This window comes from Streptomyces longispororuber, from assembly GCF_024448165.1.
In the GTDB taxonomy this organism is placed as follows: Bacteria; Actinomycetota; Actinomycetes; order Streptomycetales; family Streptomycetaceae; genus Streptomyces; species Streptomyces longispororuber_A.
The window spans coordinates 20,952-39,644 of record NZ_JAMOLN010000041.1 but is presented as its reverse complement, the minus strand read 5'-3'; the positions used below and the strand labels follow the sequence as shown (position 1 = coordinate 39,644).

Here is an 18,693-nt window from a genome sequence, read left to right as displayed (position 1 = left end):
CGGGCCGCCGGATACGCTGCCGGGCATGACCTCGGCCACCGGCTCGCCCGCGTACAGACGGCTCAGCGTCGAGGAGCGGCGCGCCCAGCTGCTGGAGGCGGCGCTGTCCCTGTTCGCGCACCGGGCGCCGGAGGAGGTCTCCCTCGACGACGTGGCCGAGGCCGCCGGGGTCTCCCGGCCGCTCGTCTACCGCTACTTCCCGGGCGGCAAGCAGCAGTTGTACGAGGCCGCGCTGCGCTCCGCCGCCGACGAGCTCGAGCAGTGCTTCGCCGAGCCCGCCGAGGGTCCCCTCACCTCCCGCCTCACCCGGGCCCTCGACCGCTACCTGGCCTTCGTGGACCAGCACGACATGGGCTTCGCGGCGCTGCTCCAGGGCGGCAGCGTGATCGAGACGTCCCGGACGACCGCGATCGTGGACGGCGTCCGGCGGGCCGCGGCCGACCACGTCCTCAGCCATCTCGCCGCACCGGAGCCGGGTCCGCGGCTGCGGATGACGGTCCGCATGTGGATCACCGCGGTCGAGGCGGCGTCACTGATCTGGCTCGACGAGGGCAAGGAGCCGCCGCTGGACGAGCTGCGGGACGCCCTCGTCGAGCAGTTCCTCGCGGTGCTGGTGGCGGCCGCGGCCCGGGACGCGCAGACCACCGACGTCGTCCGCCGCGCCCTGGACCTCGAGACCCCGCAGGGCCCCGTCGGGGAACTCGCCCGCCGGGTGCTGCCCGTGGTGAGCGACGCCGGGCACCTGCTGTCCCCCGGCGCGGGCCCCCGGCAGCCGTGACCGGACCGACGGCGCGGCTGCGCCCGGCGGATCCCGGCACCCTGGGCCCGTGGCGGCTGCTCGGCGTACTGGGAGAGGGCGGCATGGGCGTCGTCTATCTCGGGCGCAGCGGACGACGGATCGCCGCCGTGAAGACCCTGAGGCCCGAACTCCTCGCCGAGGGACACTACGTGGACCGGTTCCGGCGCGAACGGCAGGCCGTCGAGGCGATCCGCCACCCCCACGTGGCACGGCTGCTCGGCGCCGATCTGGACGGGCCCCGGCCCTGGCTCGCCACCGAGTTCGTCGCGGGGCCCACCCTGGAGCGGTGCGTCGAGGACCGCGGACCGCTGCCGGAGCCCGCCGTGCGCGCCCTGGGCGCCCTGCTCGCCTCGGCGCTCGCCGCGCTGCACACCGCCGGGGTCGTGCACCGCGACCTCAAGCCGTCGAACGTGCTGCTCGCCGCCGACGGCCCGCGCCTCGTCGACTTCGGCATCGCCCGCATCCCGGCCGCCACCACCGTCACCGTGACCGGACAGCGCCCGGGATCGCCCGGCTACATGTCGCCCGAGCAGGTGCTCGGCCAGGAACTCGGCCCGCCCAGCGACGTGTTCACACTGGGCGCCCTGCTGACGTACGCGAGCACCGGGCACCACGCCTTCGACGCGGCCGGGTTCGCCCCCGTCGACTACGCGATCGCCCATGAGGAGCCGCGCCTGACCGGGGTCCCGGCCCCGCTCGCACCCGCGCTGCGCCACTGCCTGGACAAGGACCCGCGGCGCCGCCCGACGGCGGGCGAACTCACCGTGCTGTGGTCCCCCGCCGCGCGCAGGCCCCGCTCCGCCGGGAACTGGCTGCCCCCGTACGTCGTCGCCGACGTACGCGAACGGGAGCGCGCGGCACGGGAGTTGACCGGCGTGCGCGCGCTGCCCCGGCGGCGGGTCCTCGGTGCGGCCGGCGCCCTGCTCGCCCTCGGGGGCGGTGGCGCCGCCTGGTGGGCGTACGGCCGTGAGGAGGGCCGGGGCAGGGTGCCGCTGTGGGACGGTGCCGCCGGCGAGCAGCCCGAGCCCCTGTGGAGCGCCACGGACCTCGACCCCGCGATGCCGTTCGGCCCCGCCGTGGCGGGCGATGTCCTCCTGGTCGCCCGCCCCGACCGGGTCAGCGCCCTCGACCCGCGCACCGGCGACCGGCTGTGGACGTGCGCGGGCGGGCGGGCCCCGGCGCCACGTGCGCCCGGGCCGGTGCTGATCGGCCGGGACGGGGTGGTACGGGGGCTCGATTCCCGTACGGGGAAGGAGAGTTGGCGCGGACCCGGCGGGCTCGTGCGGCTCCTCGCCGTCGACGCGGAGGCCGTGTACGCGACCGACCCCGCCGGGCGTCTGGTCGCCGTACGGACCGGTGACGCCACCCCGCGCTGGCGCTCCCGTGACGCGCTCGACGCGCGGGGCGGGGCGGTGGCCACCGCGGGCGACGGGACGGTGCTGGTCACGACCCGGGACGGCGAGGTGGTCGCCCTCGACTCGGCCACGGGAAAGCAGGCTTGGGCCGTGCGGGGTTCCGCGCGCGGGCTGCGGGCCGCCCACGGGGACGGGCTCGCCGTCATCGGCGGGGCGACGCTGCGCGGGCTCGCGCTGGGGTCGGGGACGCAGCGCTGGACGGTGCGGCCGAGCGGGACACCCGGTGAGTTCGGCGCGCCGGTGGTGCACGACGGGCAGGTGTACGTCGCGGACGGGGACCAGGTCCGCTGCCTGGGGCTCAAGGACGGCTCCGGCCTGCGCGTGGCCAGTGGCGCGGGCGGCGACTACGCCCCGGACGCACCGCCGGTCGTGGCCGCCCACGGCCTCTACCTCCCCCTGGCGACCGGCCCCGACGGCATCGCCGCCCTCCCCCTCACCGGCGACACCGAGCGCTACCGCTTCGCCCCCTCGGCCGACCGCGACGCGCCCTGGGCGGTGGCCACGACGGGCGGCGTGGTGGTGATGCAGAACGGCGGACACCTGTACGCGCTGCCCCGGTTCTGAAGCGGGCCGGCACCGTCGAAGGCGTCCCGGCACGGTTGCGACTCCGCCCGGGCGGGGAACCAATCACCTCGGCCCGCTCGACTTCCACACTGGGCCTCAGAGGCACCAAGGGCACGAACGACCATGCGTGAAACGGGGGTTGGGCACACGTGGCGACACCGGTCACTGGGATCGATCCGGCGCGGGACGGCGCTCCGCCGCAGGTCCCCGGGTACACCGTGCTGGCGCGGATGCGGGAGAGCGCGGCCGCGGTGGAGTACGTGGCGCGGGCCGCGGACGGCGCGACCGTCACCCTCCTCGTCCCCCGGGAGCGGCTGACCGCGTCCGGCGCGCTGCGCCGCAGACTGCGCACCGAGGCCGACCTCGCCGTGCGGGCGGCCGGGCCCTGGACCGCGCCCGTGATCCGGGCCGGCGACGACTGTCTGGTCACCCCGTACCGCCCGGCCCTGCCCCTCGACACCGCCGTCACCCGGCACGGCCCGCTGCCCGAGCACGCGCTGCGGATCCTCGGCGCCGCCCTCGCCGAGGCCCTGACCCGGCTGCACACCCTGGTCCCGGCCCACCAGGGGCTGGCCCCGCACACGGTCCGACTCGCCGCGGACGGACCGCAGTTGACCGGGTTCGGGCCGCTCGCCGCCGCCACCTCGGTCGGCGCGGCGGGCGGCGAGCCCCGGCTGACCCTCGGCTACCTCACGCCCGAGCAGGTCGCCCGGCACGCGCCGGGGCCCGCGTCCGACGTCTTCGTCCTCGGCCTGCTCCTGGTGTACGCGGCGTCCGGCAGCGGGCCCTTCCCCGCGGCCACGCCGGACGCACTGGCCACGGCGGACGCCGAGCTGGGCGGCGTACCCGAAGGGCTGCGCCCGCTGCTCGCCCGGTGCCTGGCGAAGGATCCGGCGGCCCGTCCGACGCCCGCGCAGGTCACGGCCGAGCTGGCGCCCGACGGTGTCCCGGCGCTGCTCGCGGCGGGCTGGCTGCCGGGCCCGGTGATGGCCGAGCTGTCCGAACAGGCCGCGTACGTCATGGGGTTGGAGGCGCCGGACGCGGCGGAGACGGGTCGTACACCCACCGTCGTCGGCACGCGCACCGTCCCGGAAGACGCGGCGCCGTCCCCGCGCGGGCCGGGACGCCGCGCCCTGCTCATCGGCGGGGCCGGGCTCGTGCTGGGTGCGGCGGGCGGCTGGGGCGCCGCGCGCGCCTGGGGACCGTCACGCAAGAGCACCGCACCGGCCGCGGACGCCGCCCCGCGCGCCGTGGACCGGACGCCGCCCACGGCGCTGTGGCACTACAAGGCGCAGGACACGGCGGAGCCCGCGCTCGTGTGGCACGACGAGATCGTGGTGATCCCCATGGGCAGCCACACCGTCGGCCTCGACCTGCGCACCGGGAAGGAGCGCTGGAGCAAACCGTTCAGCTGCGTGTCCACCCCGGTCCCGGTCCGGGGCGACACCCTCGCCGCCTTCGTCGGCGGAACCCTCACCACGTTCTCCGCGCGGACCGGCACCCGGCGCGGCACCGACCCCCGCTACGACGACCACCTCACCAGCCGCTTCCACAGCCTCGACGGCCACCGGACGTGGTTCAGCATCACCAAGAACCAGAAGGTCCAGCTCGTCTGCTACGACCTCGCCAAGAGCGACGAGGTGTGGCGCGCCGCCCTGCCCAAGAGGCTCGCCCCGATCGATCTGGCCGCCACGGACGACGCCGTCCACGTGCGCCTCGCACCGGACGGGGAGTGGGAGCTCGTCAAGGACAAGGACGAGGCCGTCTTCCTCTCCTTCGACGGGGCCACCGGAAAGCAGCGCCCCAGGAAGTCGTACGGCCGGCTGAAGGGCAAGCGCCTGTCGCTGCTGACCCCGCAGGGCGTGCTGTACACCGTCGACGACTGGTTCTCGGCGTACGACCTGGACAGCGGCGAGCGGCTGTGGCGGACACTGCCGCCGCCGCGCGCGCTCGTGCGGGGACCGGGCGACGCGCTGTACGCCGCCGACATCACCCGGGGGACCTACCGCTTCGACTCCCGTGACGGGACGACCCGTTGGGACGTCGACGCCGCGGACCAGCAGATCCTCTCCAACGACGAGGTGAAGGTGTCCATGGCCGTCGGCCCCGGCGGCACCTCCGTGCTGCGCCTCGACACCCTGAACGTGACGGCGTACGACCCGAAGGACGGCACCGCCCAATGGGTCTTCGAGGGCGTCGGCGACCCGTACCCGGCGGAGAGCGCCGGGATCTGGCGGATGGCCCGCGGCACGAAGACCGCCGTGTTCTCCCGCGAACTCGCCCAGCACTACTTCGCCCTCCCGATCGGATGACCGCCGTGCCCGATTCGCCGGTCCAGCCGCTGCTGCCCGCCGACCCCGCGCGCGTCGGCCCGTTCACGCTGCTCGGGCGGCTCGGCGGTGGCGGCATGGGCACCGTCTACCTCGCCCGCTCCCCCGGCGGCCGGGTCGTCGCCCTGAAGACGGTGCACGAACACCTGGCGCGGGAGGCCGAGTTCAGGATGCGGTTCCGGCTGGAGGCCGAGGCCGCGCGGACCATCGGCGCCCTGCACGGCACGGCCGTGGTGGACGCCGACACGCAGGCGGCGATGCCCTGGCTGGCCACCGAGTACGTGCTCGGCCCGTCCCTCGACGAGACCGTCGGGCGGCACGGACCGCTGCCGGAGACGGCCGTGCGGGCCCTCGGCGCCCGGCTGGCCCGCGCGCTCGGCGACATCCACGGCGCGGGCCTCGTGCACCGCGACCTGAAACCCTCCAACGTCCTCGTCACCGCGACCGGGCCGCGCGTCATCGACTTCGGCATCGCCCGCGCCCTCGGCGCCCGTCGCCTCACCCGCTCCGGGCAGGCCGTCGGCACCCCCGCGTACATGTCGCCCGAGCAGGCCATGGGGCTCGACCACGAGCCGCCGGGCGACGTCTTCGCCCTGGCCGGGGTGCTGGTGTTCGCGGTCACCGGACACGGCCCGTTCCCCGGCGGGCCGGCGGCCGAGGTCCTGTACCGGGTCAGGTACGGGGACCCGGACCTGACGCGCGTACCGGAGGCGCTCCTGCCGCTGCTGACCCGCTGCCTCGCCAAGGACCCCGGCCGGCGGCCTCGACCGGCCGACCTGGAAGCCGAGTTGGGCAGCTCTGACTCCGGCTCCGGCGTCGGCTCCGTCGACTTCGCGTCCACCCTTCCCGGCACCGTCCTCGGCGACATCGGGCGCCGGGCCGCCGGGGTCTGGGAGCTGCGCCCGGTGCGGGCGCCCGGGCCGCCGCCCCCGCCGCCCCGGACGGAGACCGGCCCGGCGCGCAGGCGGCTGCTCATGGCGGGCGGCGCGGGCCTGCTCGCTCTCGGCACGGGCGGCGCGGTGTGGGCGGCGCGCGGCGACGGCGGCTCGGGGCGTCCGCGCGCGGCGGCGTCGCGGGCGCCCGGGACCGCACCCGAGGCCCTGTGGACGTACCGGGCCGAGGAGGAGGCGACGCTCGCCGGGGTCAAGGACGGGGTGGTCGTCGTGATCGTCGGTGACGTGGAGGAGCAGCGCTCCTCGGTGGGCCTCGACGCACGGACCGGCACGGTGTTGTGGCGGCAGCCGAACCCGGTCACCTTCGAAGCGGCCGGTGGGGGCGCCGTCGTCCGCGGGACGCCGGACCCGGCGGTGGGCAGCCGGCTGCTCGCCCTCGACGTCCGCACGGGCAGGCTCAGGGCGTACGGCGACGAGCTGGGCCGCCTGCCGAACGGCGAACTGCTCGCCATGGACTCCGGCACCCTGTACCTGACCAGCCTCTCCTTCAGCCAGGGCGACGGCTGGGCGCTGGTTGCCTACGAGGCGGCGACGGGCGAGCGGCAGTGGCTGGTGCGGCACAAGGAGACCGACGACCAGCCCCACGCGGCGGTCGTGGAGGGCGAGACGCTGATCTGCAACGCGGCGTGGGAGGTCGTCGCGCTCGGCCGGAAGGACGGCAAGCAGCGCTGGCGCACACGGTTCGACGAGACGTCGCCGACGCTCGGCAAGATGCATCCGCGCTCGCTGGCGGACGGCCGCCTGTTCCTGGGCGGCGGCGACGTGCTGGCCCTCGACACGGCCACCGGGAAGACGCTGTGGCGCTTCGGGGAGGAACGGAAGAGGACGACGGAAGGCCGCTCCTCCTACGGCACCCCCGCCGTGCACGACGGCGTGGTCTACGTGAACGGACTGGCCCCCCGCACGCGCGGCGTGACGGGCCTGCACACCCTTCTGGCGCTGCGGGCCTCCGACGGCCGGGAGCTGTGGTCGTACCCGGTCGGCGACCAGGCCAAGTACTGGCCCCCGCCGACCGCCCGGGGCGGCACCCTCTACCAGGACACGGGCGCGGTCCCCCAGCCCCTGCTCGCCGTCGACCTGGAGAAGCACCGCCCGCCGTGGACGTACCGCAGCGGCATCCCCGACGACGGCCACGCGGCGCTGAGCCCGCTCGACGGCCGCACCTCACTGCTCCTCGCGGCCGGCCGTCTGCACCTGACCTGCGGTACCTCGGTCGTCACGCTGCCCGCCGACGGCTGACACTGGGGGCGTGAAGACTGAAGACATCCCGTTCGTCGGCGGCCCGCTCGACGGCCGCGTGCTGCCCGTCCTGGTGACCGCCACCGGCAACCCGCCCAAGGTCTACAAGGTGCCGGTGCCCGATCCGGCCGACGGTCCCGACACCGTCCTGGTGTACGTCCGCGAGCCGGTGCCCGGCGGCAAGGCCGTCCAGCTCGTGCGGTGGCAGTACGCCTTCCGGCCCGACGGCAGGGCGGAGCGGTCCGTGAAGTGGCCGTGGTCGAAGAAGGACCCGGCGTAAAGACGGCACGCCGCACGCCCCCTGGAGGGGTGGTGGAGTTGGGCCGAACCGCGCAGCCGTCCGAGCGCACCAGGTGGCTGTCTGTTGATGTTCACGGTGCGGGGCACAGGGGCTGTCCCGCACCGGAGGTGATGAGGTGTCCGTCAGCCTTGTGCGGTGGGTGTGCACGGCGGCCGTCGCGGGGGCGCTGCTGGCGCCCGGCCCGGCGGGTGCGGCACCGGGTCCCGGTGGCGGCGGGCAGTCCGTCGCCGATCTGCTGACGGATCTTCAGACGCTGTACCAGGAGGCCGAGGAGGCCACCGAGACGTACAACGCGACCGAGGAGCAGCTCAAGGAGCGCCGCACCGAGGCCGAGTCGCTGGCCGGGAAGCTGGCGAAGGCGCGTGGCGCACTGCACTCCAGCCGGCTCGACGCGGGGCGGCTGGCCCGGGAGCAGTACCAGGGGCGCAGCGAGATCTCCCCGTACGTACGGCTGCTGCTGGCGCGGGATCCGCAGCACGCGCTCGACCAGGGGCACGTGCTGCGGCGGGCGGCGCGCGAGCAGGAGGCCACCGTCGACCGGCTCATCGGCAGCGAGAAGAAGGCCGACGACCTGGCGACGAAGGCGCGGGCCGCCCTCGATCAGCAGCTGGAGCTCGCGGCGGCCCGGAAGAAGGAACGGAACGCGGTGCAGGCCCGGCTGAAGGAGGTCGAGGAACTCCTCGCCTCGCTCACCACCGACCAGCTGGCCGAGCTGGCGCGGGCCGAGCAGGCCGGAATGGCGGACGCGCAGCGGCAGTTCATGGCGTCGGGGGCGCTGAGCTCGGTGGGCCGGGCACCGTCGAAGGCGGGCGACGCGGCCCTGGCCTACGCCGTGCGGCAGATCGGGAAGCCGTACGTGTGGGGCGCGGAGGGGCCGGAGTCGTTCGACTGTTCCGGGCTCACCTCGCAGGCGTGGGCGCACGCCGGGCAGGTGATTCCGCGGACGTCGCAGGAGCAGTGGGCGACGCTGCCGCGGGTGCCGCTGGGCGAGCTGCGCCCCGGTGACCTGGTCGTCTACTTCCCCAAGGCGACGCACGTGGCGATCTACCTCGGCGACGGGATGGTGGTGCAGGCGCCGCGTCCCGGAGCGCGGGTGAAGGTGTCGCCCATCGCCGCGAACCCGCTGCTGGGGGCCGTACGGCCGGATCCCGGGGCCGGGGCGATGTCCGGGTACCGGGCGCCGGAGCTGCCCGCGGGGGCGATGGACGGCGGCGACGCGGGGTACGGCTCCGCCGGGGCGCCCGGCCAGTAGGTCCTGCCCGTGGGAGCGGGCGAGGCGGGCGAGGCGGGAGGGAGCGGGGTCCGGGCTGCGGACTCGGGGACTCTGCCGCCCCCGGACCCCGCGGCTCCCTCGCTGCGCGGGCGCCGGCCGCTGTCAGCTGCTACCCGTCGCTGTCAGCTGCCGTCAGCTGCCGTCAGCTGCTGAGCGACGCCAGGTACGCGTTCGTCTTCTCCGGCTCGTAGAAGAAGTTCTCGAAGTCGGCCGGGTTGTTGAAGCCGTTCGCGAAGCGGTCGGCGGCCGGCTGGAGCTGGCCCGCCGCGCCGATCAGGTTGAGCACGTGCTCCGGCGGGGCCTGCAGCATCGTGTTCGTCCACTTCGTGACGTGCTGCGCCGTCTCCCAGTACCGGTCGAACGCGGACTGCATCCACGCCTCGTCGAACGGCTTGTCGCCGTGCTCGACGATCGCGGCGAGGTACGCGGCAGCGCACTTGGACGCCGAGTTGGAGCCCTGGCCCGTGATCGGGTCGTTGGCGACGACGACGTCGGCGACGCCGAGCACCGCACCGCCGGAGGGGAGGCGGCCGATGGGGTTGCGGACCGTCGGGGCGTAGCGGCCGGCCAACGTGCCGTTCGCATCGGTCAGTTCGACCTTGGTGGCGCGGGCGTACTCCCAGGGCGTGAACTTCTCCATCAGCTCCAGGGTCAGCGCCAGGTGCTCGGAGGGGTCCTTGACGCCCTTGAACGCGTCGAGCGGGCCGCCGGGGATGCCCTCCCAGAAGAGGATGTCGGCGCGGCCCGAGGTGGTCAGCGTCGGCATGACGAAGAGCTCGCCGACGCCGGGCACCAGGTTGCAGCGGACCGCGTCGAAGTCCGGGTGCTCGGGGCGCACGCCCATGCCGTGGACGTAGGCGACCGCGAGGGCGCGCTGCGGCTCCGTGTACATGGACTTCTCGGCGTCACGGCCGAACATCGAGACCAGTTCGCCCTTGCCGGCCGAGACCAGCACCAGGTCGTAGGTGCGCGAGAAGTAGTCCAGGTCCGACACCGCCGCGCCGTGGATCACCAGCTGGCCGCCGCGCTGCGCGAACGTCTCCATCCAGCCGGCCATCTTCACGCGCTGGTCGACGGACTGCGCGTAGCCGTCGAGCTTGCCGACCCAGTCGATGGCGCGCTGGGACGGGCCCGGGTCGAAGGAGCCGGGGGCGGCGACGGAGACGCCGAGGCCCTCGATCTTCGGGGCCTGCGACTCCCAGAAGTTGAGCTGGAGGTCGCGCTCGTGCTGCAGGGCGGTGTGGAACATGCACTGCGTCGACATGACCCGGCCGGAGCGGATCTCGTCGGCGGTGCGGTTGGACATCAGGGTGACCTCGTAGCCGTGGGACTGCAGGCCCAGGGCGAGCTGGAGACCGGACTGGCCGGCTCCGACGACGAGTATCTTCCGCGACATACGGCTGCCTCTAACTGATCACTGATGGCTGATAACTGGCGTAAATGTACGGGGAAGTTACTCGGGTGTGGCGTCCAGCGCGTGGCCGACCAGCGCGAGCAGCGTCTCGATCACCGATATCCGCCCGCGCGCGTCCATGATCAGCACGGGCACGTGCGGCGGCACGGTGAGCGCCTCGCGCACGTCGGCGGCGTCGAACTCCTCGCTCCCGTCGAAGTGGTTGACGGCCACGACGTACGGCAGTCCGCAGCTCTCGAAGTAGTCGAGGGCCGGGAAGCAGTCCGAAAGGCGGCGGGTGTCGGCGAGCACGACGGCGCCGATCGCGCCGCGCACCAGGTCGTCCCACATGAACCAGAACCGCTGCTGCCCCGGCGTGCCGAAGAGGTACAGCACCAGGTCGTCGTCGAGCGTGATGCGGCCGAAGTCCATCGCGACGGTCGTCGTGAGCTTGTCCGGCGTCGCGGTGAGGTCGTCGGTGTCCTCGCTCGCCTGGGTCATCAGCGCCTCCGTCTGGAGGGGCTGGATCTCCGAGACGGCGGTCACCAGAGTCGTCTTGCCGACACCGAATCCGCCCGCCACGACGATCTTCGTGGCGATCGGTGCCCTGGTCCTGTCCGTCTGCCAGGACTGCAACTGCTCCTCGTCGTCGAGGAGTTCAGAGACGGCGGAGTCCACTCAGCACCCTTTCGAGCAGCGCCCGGTCCGGCTGTCCCGGGCCGTGACCGGTTCCGTACACACGGATCTTTCCCTGGTCGGCGAGGTCGCTCAGGAGCACGCGGACCACACCGAGGGGCATCTTGAGGAGCGCGGCGATCTCGGCGACCGTCCGCATGCGGCGGCACAGTTCCACGATGGCCCGCATCTCCGGCATGATCCCGGAGAGGGTGCCCTTCCCCAGTTCGAGCCGCTCGTCGGGCGCCTCGATGGCGGCGACGAACGTCTCGACCAGCAGGACGTGCCCGAAGCGGGTGCGGCCGCCGGTCAGGGAGTAGGGGCGTACGCGGGCGGCCTTGCGATCGCCGCCGCGTACCGGAAGTTTCGGACTGGTCACCTGGTGATCTCCATCGACTGGCGCAGTTCGCTGCGGAGTTCGGGCGTCAGGACGTGCCCGGCACGGCCGACGAAGAGCGCCATGTGGTACGCCACGACGCTCATGTCGCAGTCCGGGGTGGCGTGCACGCCGAGCAGGGAGCCGTCGCTGATGGACATGATGAAGACGCTGCCCTCCTCCATCGCGACCATGGTCTGCTTGACGGATCCGCCGTCCATCAGCTTGGCGGCGCCGATGGTGAGCGAGCCTACGCCGGACACGATCGTGGCCAGGTCGGCGCTGGATCCCTTGGGTCCACCGCTGTGGTCGACGGGGGCCTCGTTGTTCCTTCCCGGGTCGGAGGAGAGCAGGAGCAGTCCGTCGGACGAGACGACCGCGACGGAGAGCAGACCTGGCACCTCCTCGACCAGATTGGTCAGCAGCCAGTGCAGGTTGCGTGCTTCGGTGCTGAGGGCGCCGATGGCTCCGGGTGCAGGGGTGGGCGCAGTCAACTGCTTGCCTCCTCGGCTGTGTCCCCCTTGGCTTCTCCACTACGTTCTGCGTGCTCGCCGTCCAGCTCCACGGCGACGTCGCGGCGGCCCTCCTGGGCGCCGCGGTGGAATCCGCCGAGCCTGCGCCGCAGCGCGTCCGCGTCGACGGAGCCGGTGCGCGGCTTCGGAGCGGGGGCCGGGGCCGCCACCTTCGGGGTGCGCTTGGGCAGCCCCTTGTCGGTCACGCGCTCCCGCTGTTCGAGCGGCGGGGTGCGCTGTGCGGGCACCTCGGCGGCGGGCTCCGCGGGGCTCTCGGCAGGGCTCTCCGCGGGGCTCGTCGTCTTCGGCGCGGAACTCTCGACCGGGCTCTCGTCGGCTGTCCGCTCGTGGGTGTCGGGCTCCGGGGCCGGGTCCGTGCGCACCGGCAGGGGCGGCGGTACGGGCGCGACCAGCTCCATGGTGGTCTCGGCCTCGGAGGTGTCGGGCACGACGGCCTCGGGCTCGGCGGCGACCGGGGCGGCGGCGGTCGGCTGAGCGGCGGTCGGCTCGGAGACAGGCTCAGCGGTGGTGGCGGTCGCCGGCTCCTCGGCCGTCTCCGCCTCTGCCTCCGCTTCCCGTACGGCGTGCTCCGCGGCCTCGATCAGCGGATCGCCCGCAGGGGACCCGGAACGGCCGTCCAGCACATTGGAGTTGGCCTCGGCCTCGGACCCCGGCAGATGCACGGCGGGCGCCCCGCCCGGCACCGGCACGGCCGGCGGCACCGCCGCGGCGGGCACGGCGGCGAGCAGCGCGGTGGGCAGCACGACGACGGCCGCGATGCCGCCCTGCTTCTGCTCCCGCAGCCGGACCCGGACCCCGTGCCGCGCCGCGAGGCGCGCGACGACGTAGAGCCCCAGGCCGAGCCCGTCCGTGTCCTCGGGGTCGTGCGCCTGCTCGACGCTGAAGGACGCGAGCCGCGCGTTCAGCTCGCGCATCCGGTCCTCGGCCATCCCTATGCCCTCGTCCTGCACGGAGAGCATCACCTCGCCGTTCTCCAGGAGCCAGCCGGAGACCTCGACGGAGGCGTCGGGCGGCGAGAACGACGTGGCGTTCTCCAGGAGTTCGGCGACGAGGTGGCTGAGGTCGTCGGCCGCGAACCCGGCGATGTGCGCGTGCGGCGGCAGCGCGGCGATCCGGACCCGCTCGTAGCGCTCGATCTCGGAGACGGCGGCGCGCAGCACGTCGACGAGCGGCACGGAGCCCGCGTGCTGCTGGCCGTGCTCGGCACCGGCCAGGACGAGCAGGTTCTCGCTGTGCCGGCGCATGACGGTGGCGAAGTGGTCGAGCTTGAAGAGGGTGGCGAGGCGCTCGGGGTCCTGCTCCCGCTCCTCCAGGCCCTCGATGACGCCGAGCTGCCGCTCGACGAGGCCGAGCGTGCGCAGCGCGAGGTTGACGAAGGTGCCGTGGATGGAGTGCTTGACCTTCTCCAACTGGGCGCTCGCAGCGGTCAGTTCGGCACGCAGCGCGTCCCGGTCGTCGGCCATGCGCTGCCGCTCGCCGATCAGGTGCCTGCGGTCGGACTCCAGGGTGCCGAGCCGCTCGTGGAGGGCGACGGCGTGCGCGTGCAGGGCGTTGACGGAGCGGACCACCTCGGCGAACTCGTCGTTGCGCCCGGTGAACTTGACCGCTTCCTCGGCCGGCGGGTCACCGGCGACGCGGGCGGCGCCGATCCGCAGCGCGGCGAGCGGCCGGGTCAGCGAACGGGCCGTGCCCATCGCCACGCCGACGGCGGCGAGGAGACAGACGCCGACAAGGGCGGTCCGGATCTCCAGCGCGGTGACGTCGTCGTCGCGCAGCTTCTCCAGCCGCTCCAGGCGCTCGCTGCCCAGGGCCGCCTCGGCGCCTCGCATCTGGTCGACGCGGGCGGTCAGCGCGGCGTCGACGCTCTTCTTGCTGTAGCCGAGCTCGTCGTCGGAGAGCGTCGGCGCGTCCACGAGCTTGGCCAGGTACTTCTCGGCCTTGGCGACGTCGGGCCCGCTGACCGTGGAGTCGTACGAGGCGACGGAACGGGTCGGCGCGGAGTCGCGGAAGTCGTCGAGCGCGGCCTGTGCGCGCACGTGGGCCTGCTGGGCGGCGGCGCTGAGCGCGTCCCGCTGCTCGCTGTCGGCCGACGACTCGCTCACGACGGTCTTGGGCAGCCCGGTGATCGGGTCGATGGTGGTCGTGGTGGCGGTGGAGCGCGGCACGGAGTACGTGGCCAGCAGCAGCCCGCGCGCGGCGGACGCCTGGTCGACGGCCCGGTCCAGGTCGGCCAGCGCGTGGGCGCCCGCCCCGGCCCTGACCGGGATGCGGTCGGCCAGTTCCTCGGCGAGGCGGTGCAGTTCGGTGATGGCCTTGGAGTACGCCTTGTGCGCGGCCAGGGCGGAACCCTTGCCGGTGAGGGCGGAGCGGCGGACGGCGGCGACCTCGCCGATGGTGCGGCGCAGCGACCCCGTGGCGTCGACGCGCAGCTCCTCGACCTGCCGGTCGACGCGTGCGCTGCGGTCCTCGCTGAGTCCCTGCCCCTTGGGCCGTCCGGCGGCGATGTAGGCGGTGACCTCGTCGCGCTCGTCGGCCAGGGAGTGCGACAGGGCGAGCGCCCGCTGGGTCCGCGCGGCGTCGTCGACCAGCACCTGCGAGTCCGCGGCCCGCCCCGAAGCTGCGATGACGACGGGCGCACCGGCCCCGGCGACGGCGGCGGCCACCACGGCGACGGCCACGATGAGCCGCTTGCGCACCTTGGTCCGCTTGCCCTTGCCGACCGCGGGAGGCGTGGCGACGGGTGAGCCGGTCAGGGGCGCGCCCGGCCCGGACGGACGATCAGCGGCCGACGGCCGCTCGGGCCCTGCGGACGGAGTGCCGCTCGCCCCACCCCCGGACGACTGAACACCACCCGACTCACCCAGCCCACTGGCCCCACTACCGCCGGAGGTGTTCCGCACCTGGTGCTCGCATTCCTGACTCGTCCTACCCATGGGCCCGGGTGACGGTCCGTCAACACGCGCGCCCCGCTGGCATGGCTCCTGACCATTCCAGTGCCGGTGAGCAGGGGGCGCACATCACCTGGCCCGCCACCCGAAGGAGTGAACATCGAGCGGGAGTTGAGGGGCAAGTTCCCTGCATACGGCCATCCACTCGGCACAGCGCGCCGGTTGGACGTCCTTCACAGGCTTTGGCAAGATGCCCCGCCACGCCTCTGCGGAGTTGATCATTCCGCCCCAAAACCGGCGCCCGACCTGCCGGTACGGACCAACTCGCACGCTTCCGCCACCCTTGTGAAGGGCTCGTGCAGACTGGCCGGATGCGCATCGAACTGAGCACCGAACCCGGGGACCCTGCCCGCCCGAACGAGGACTACGCGTCGGTCGCGGTTCCGGCCTCCGGACAGGGCGGATCACTCGTCGTCCTCGACGGGGTCACACCCCCGCCCGGCGACGACGGCTGTCTGCATTCCGTCCCCTGGTTCACGGCCCGGCTCGGTGGCGCACTGGCCGAACTGTCCGCTTCGCGGCGGGATATGACGTTGCTTGACATCCTGGCGGCGGCCATCGCCCGTACCGCCGACGCCCATCGAGCCACCTGTGACCTTTCTCACCCGCGCACTCCGCAGGCAACCGTCGTCCTCGCCCGCTGGGACGCCGACCGGGTGGAGCATCTGGTGCTGTCCGACTCGGCGTTGCTCGTGGAGGCGCCCGACGGCACCGTCACTCCGCTGCTCGACGACCGTCTCGACCGGGTCCCGCGGTCGTCCCTGGTCTCGAACGAGGTGGCCGACGCGACCGTGCGCAACAAGGAGGGTGGCTTCTTCACGGCGGCCGCGGACCCGTCGGTCGCGGCCCGCGCGGTGACCGGCACGTTCCCCCGCGCCGAGGCCCGCGCCCTCGCCGCGCTGACCGACGGCGTGACGCGCTGGGTGGAGAAGTTCCACGAGGGCGACTGGGCCGACCTGTTCGCCCTCGTCCGCAAGGAGGGCACGGAGGCGACGCTGGCCCGCGTCCGCTCCCTGGAACTCGCGGACGCGGAGTCCCGCACGTACCTGCGCCGCGGCAAGACCCACGACGACGCGTCGCTGGTGTACGTGGAGTTGTGAAGGCGCCGCGGGCTCAGTGGTCGCCCTGCGCCGGCGAGGGAGTGCCGCTGACCGAGGGCGGCGCGGGCGGTTGCTCCTGGCTCTGGTCGGGCACCGCCCAGAAGCCCACCAGCGCGGTGGCGAGGGCCGTGGCGGCGGCCACGACCACCGTGGTCGCCGGGACGGCGAGGGTGGACAGCGACCGGAAGTTGCGGATCTGCCCCCAGCGCAGCCCCGCCGCCCGGACCTGTCGGGCCTCCCAGTACAGGCCGAGGACCAGGAACACGGCGAGGCAGTCGCCGGTGGTGAGCAGCAGCGTGATGGCGAACTCCCCCGGGTCCTTGCCCTGGTGGAGCAGCGCCGTCAGCTCGGCGGGGAGCACGACCGCGAGCAGGCACATGGCCTTGCCCAGGGGGGTGCCGCCGCGCAGCCAGGAGTAGAAGTAGCCGTACAGGAACCCGTACAGGGGCCAGCGCAGCGGCGTGGACCACACGGCGACGGCCTTGGTGAACTCACCGCCGGATATCTCGACCACCTTGGGCGCCAGCGTGTAGGCGGACCAGGGCAGGCTGAGGACGGCCAGCAGCGTGGCGGCGGCGACCCCGTTGCGCCAGGCCGGGCGGCCTCCGGAGGAGCCGAGCGCGACGGACCGCAGCACCTGCCAGCGCTGGTGGGGCGATTTCCCGCCGTCGCTGCGGCCGCCCAGCTCCCGCCAACGGACGCTCCACGCGCGGGAGGAGAGGTCGCCGTCGGCGAGCTTGGTGTGCGAGCCCGTGAGGAACGTGCGGCGCCCGGCATCCAGCGTCTGGTGCTTGAGCAGCCGGTGCACGGCCCGGGTGTGTTCGACGGACGTGGTGAGCTGTCGGCGCTCGGCCGCGTCCTGTGCGGCGAGCGGGAGCAGCCAGGCGAACCCGAAGGTGGCGACCGCGAGCGCGAAGTAGACCCCGGTGCCCTCGCCCGACGGGTACGTGAACGGGACGAGGCGTCGTTCCACGACGACCGTGCCCAGCGCGGCGACGCCGAGCACCAGACCGGCCGTGCGGGCGTGCGGCGGCAGGGCGCGGGCCTTGGCGCCGTCGCGCACGAGCAGCACCAGCGCCAGGCCCACGGCCGCCGGGAGGACGACGGTCAGGGGCCGGTTCACCGCGACTTCCGTGTAAATCCCGGTCGCGTACCAGCTGCCGTCGGAGAACCTGAACCAGTAGTACAGGAGGTCGCCGTCGCCCAGCAGGAGCAGCAACCACGCGATCACCGCGGCCTGCGCCGACACCCGGTCCCCGAGCCCCAGCGCGCCCAGGCCCACCAGGACCACCGCGGGCCAGAACCAGGCCAGGGAGGCGCTCGCCAGCGTGTCGGCGAACTGCCAGACGGCGGCCGGATCGGCGCCGGTGACGAACGGTCCGGTCCTCACCGGCAGGCCCGTACCCGCGCCCACTGCCGCCACGGCCACCGCCACCGCCGCCGCGGCCGGCAGGGCCCAGCGGCGCCCGACGGGCCCGAGCAGTCCGCCACGAAGCAGCAGGCCCACCGACCCCGACGCCCCGGCCACCGCCACGAGCTGGGTCAGCGCGGCCCCGCCGCCACCCGACACCAGGAGGGCGGCGACCGGCGCGAGCAGCCCCGCCCCCGGCAGGACCAGCAGGGCCAGTCGGCGCGGCCGGGGCGGCCGCCCGGTCCCGGCACGGACGGCCCACACCGCCACCAGGAACGGCAGGACCACCCACCACCACGCGACAAGCGCCTGGACGTTCAGGTCCGTGTCGGTCCCCCAGAGGGCCCAGGCCAGGAGCGCACCGGTGATCAGTACGGCCAGTCCGCCCGCCGTCTCCCACCGGCGCGCGGTCGCGGCGGGCGCCCAGCTGTCGAGTGCCGGCCGGACCAGGAGCATCGCCACGAAGAACAGGGCCAGGCCGAGGGCGGACCCCTCACGCCAGGGATCCTGCTCGCTCTGCAGGGCCCCGGCGAAGATCCGGGCGTCTCCGACCTCCCGCACCTCGGCGTCGGTCCGGTCCAGGCTGATCCGCACCCGGCCGCTGGCGGGAGCCGCGAACTCGGCTCGGTCCGCGGCCTGTTCGACGACCCGGCCGCCGTCCAGGGCCGTGATGCGATACCCCCGGGCGCGGAGGTGGACCGTCCAGCTGTCGTAGAGGTCCCGCTTGCCGAGGAGACGCTCGTCGGCCTGGAGTTCGATGACGAGCGAGGAGTAGGGGCCCTTCCCCAGGCGGCAGATGTCGTCCACGGCCGAGCCGCTCGTCTCCTGCCGCACGGCGACGCCGACTGCGGACTTCTTCTGCGAGACCCGGTTGTCCTCGTCGGAGTCGTCGCCGAGCGTCTCCGGTCCGCAGCCGATGTCGCCATGGACGACGCTCACCTCGAACGGCAGCCAGTCCAGCAGTCGTTGGGTCCCGCGCCGCAGGTCGCCCGCCATGCGGTCGGCGCTGCGCAGGCTCAGCCGGTGCGTCACGGCGATGTTCCACTCGGCGCCGTACCCCACCGCCAGGCCGTTGGAGGTGACGGTGATTCCGGTCGTCCCCGTGCGCGGGAGCCGTCGCTTCCCCCGGTAGTCCTTCTCGGCCGCGCGCCGCCGCTCCGCCGTCTCGGCCTCGTCCTTCTTCGCGGCCTTGTCGGCGGCCGCCTGCGCGGATGCCGCCCGCACGTCGAAGCGCGCCTTCGCGTCCCGCACCCACTGCGTGTGCGCCACCACGCACACCGCACCCACCCCGACGACCAACAGCCCCGCCGCCACAGCCCGCCATAATCGGACCACCGCGCCCCCTGTCCAGCGCCTGCCGCAGAGCACCAGGGTAGTCACAGG

The 18,693-nt window shown here is 74.2% G+C and carries 13 protein-coding genes; 7 read left to right on the top strand and 6 right to left on the bottom strand.

Annotated elements, in window-relative coordinates:
* Positions 1-25: 25 nt before the first annotated feature.
* The 6 genes from M4J07_RS14545 to M4J07_RS14520 all read left to right on the top strand — a co-directional run bounded on the left by M4J07_RS14545 (position 26) and on the right by M4J07_RS14520 (position 8,853).
* The gene (locus tag M4J07_RS14545) at positions 26-778 is read left to right on the top strand and encodes a TetR/AcrR family transcriptional regulator (protein WP_255971801.1); all 753 of its coding nucleotides are present in this window, start codon (positions 26-28) and stop codon (positions 776-778) included.
* On the top strand, positions 775-2,778 hold the full coding sequence (locus M4J07_RS14540; protein ID WP_255971799.1) for a protein kinase domain-containing protein: 2,004 nt from the start codon (positions 775-777) through the stop codon (positions 2,776-2,778). Before M4J07_RS14545 ends, M4J07_RS14540 begins: the two co-directional genes overlap by 4 nt.
* Positions 2,779-2,927: 149 nt before the next feature.
* Positions 2,928-5,090, top strand: coding sequence for an outer membrane protein assembly factor BamB family protein (locus tag M4J07_RS14535; RefSeq protein WP_255971796.1), 2,163 nt, complete (start codon positions 2,928-2,930; stop codon positions 5,088-5,090).
* Positions 5,091-5,095: 5 nt separating this feature from the next.
* Positions 5,096-7,300 carry a protein kinase domain-containing protein gene (locus tag M4J07_RS14530; RefSeq protein WP_255971794.1) on the top strand — a complete coding sequence of 735 codons (2,205 nt, stop codon included), beginning with the start codon at positions 5,096-5,098 and terminating at the stop codon, positions 7,298-7,300.
* Positions 7,301-7,310: 10 nt separating this feature from the next.
* On the top strand, positions 7,311-7,580 hold the full coding sequence (locus tag M4J07_RS14525) for a hypothetical protein (RefSeq protein ID WP_255971792.1): 270 nt from the start codon (positions 7,311-7,313) through the stop codon (positions 7,578-7,580).
* Positions 7,581-7,716: 136 nt separating this feature from the next.
* Positions 7,717-8,853 carry a C40 family peptidase gene (locus M4J07_RS14520; protein WP_255971790.1) on the top strand — a complete coding sequence of 379 codons (1,137 nt, stop codon included), beginning with the start codon at positions 7,717-7,719 and terminating at the stop codon, positions 8,851-8,853.
* Between the two features lie 163 nt (positions 8,854-9,016).
* Here M4J07_RS14520 and M4J07_RS14515 read toward each other — a convergent pair whose 3' ends face one another.
* From M4J07_RS14515 to M4J07_RS14495, 5 genes are read right to left on the bottom strand one after another with little or no spacing between them, the layout of a single operon-like run.
* A complete protein-coding gene (locus M4J07_RS14515; RefSeq protein WP_255971788.1) occupies positions 9,017-10,270 on the bottom strand; it encodes a styrene monooxygenase/indole monooxygenase family protein in 1,254 nt (417 codons plus the stop codon).
* Positions 10,271-10,327: 57 nt separating this feature from the next.
* Positions 10,328-10,945: a GTP-binding protein gene (locus M4J07_RS14510; protein ID WP_255971786.1), complete on the bottom strand. Its 618-nt coding sequence runs from the start codon at positions 10,943-10,945 to the stop codon at positions 10,328-10,330.
* Positions 10,926-11,321, bottom strand: coding sequence for a DUF742 domain-containing protein (locus M4J07_RS14505; RefSeq protein ID WP_255971784.1), 396 nt, complete (start codon positions 11,319-11,321; stop codon positions 10,926-10,928). The genes M4J07_RS14510 and M4J07_RS14505 overlap by 20 nt, the downstream gene beginning before the upstream one ends.
* Positions 11,318-11,812: a roadblock/LC7 domain-containing protein gene (locus M4J07_RS14500; protein WP_255971782.1), complete on the bottom strand. Its 495-nt coding sequence runs from the start codon at positions 11,810-11,812 to the stop codon at positions 11,318-11,320. The genes M4J07_RS14505 and M4J07_RS14500 overlap by 4 nt, the downstream gene beginning before the upstream one ends.
* Positions 11,809-14,604 carry a sensor histidine kinase gene (locus M4J07_RS14495; protein ID WP_305127706.1) on the bottom strand — a complete coding sequence of 932 codons (2,796 nt, stop codon included), beginning with the start codon at positions 14,602-14,604 and terminating at the stop codon, positions 11,809-11,811. Before M4J07_RS14495 ends, M4J07_RS14500 begins: the two co-directional genes overlap by 4 nt.
* A gap of 506 nt (positions 14,605-15,110) precedes the next feature.
* Between M4J07_RS14495 and M4J07_RS14490 the strand changes: the two genes are divergently transcribed.
* Positions 15,111-15,899, top strand: coding sequence for a protein phosphatase 2C domain-containing protein (locus tag M4J07_RS14490; RefSeq protein WP_255971778.1), 789 nt, complete (start codon positions 15,111-15,113; stop codon positions 15,897-15,899).
* A 13-nt stretch (positions 15,900-15,912) separates the two neighbouring features.
* Here M4J07_RS14490 and M4J07_RS14485 read toward each other — a convergent pair whose 3' ends face one another.
* A complete protein-coding gene (locus tag M4J07_RS14485) occupies positions 15,913-18,624 on the bottom strand; it encodes a hypothetical protein (RefSeq protein WP_255971776.1) in 2,712 nt (903 codons plus the stop codon).
* Positions 18,625-18,693: the final 69 nt, after the last annotated feature.

What these genes read in the sequence shown, in the direction of transcription:
- M4J07_RS14545 (WP_255971801.1), top strand. Translation starts at nt 26, where the DNA reads ATGACCTCGGCCACCGGCTCGCCCGCGTACAGACGGCTCAGCGTCGAG.
- M4J07_RS14490 (WP_255971778.1), top strand. Translation starts at nt 15,111, where the DNA reads ATGCGCATCGAACTGAGCACCGAACCCGGGGACCCTGCCCGCCCGAAC.
- M4J07_RS14515 (WP_255971788.1), bottom strand. Translation starts at nt 10,270, where the DNA reads ATGTCGCGGAAGATACTCGTCGTCGGAGCCGGCCAGTCCGGTCTCCAG.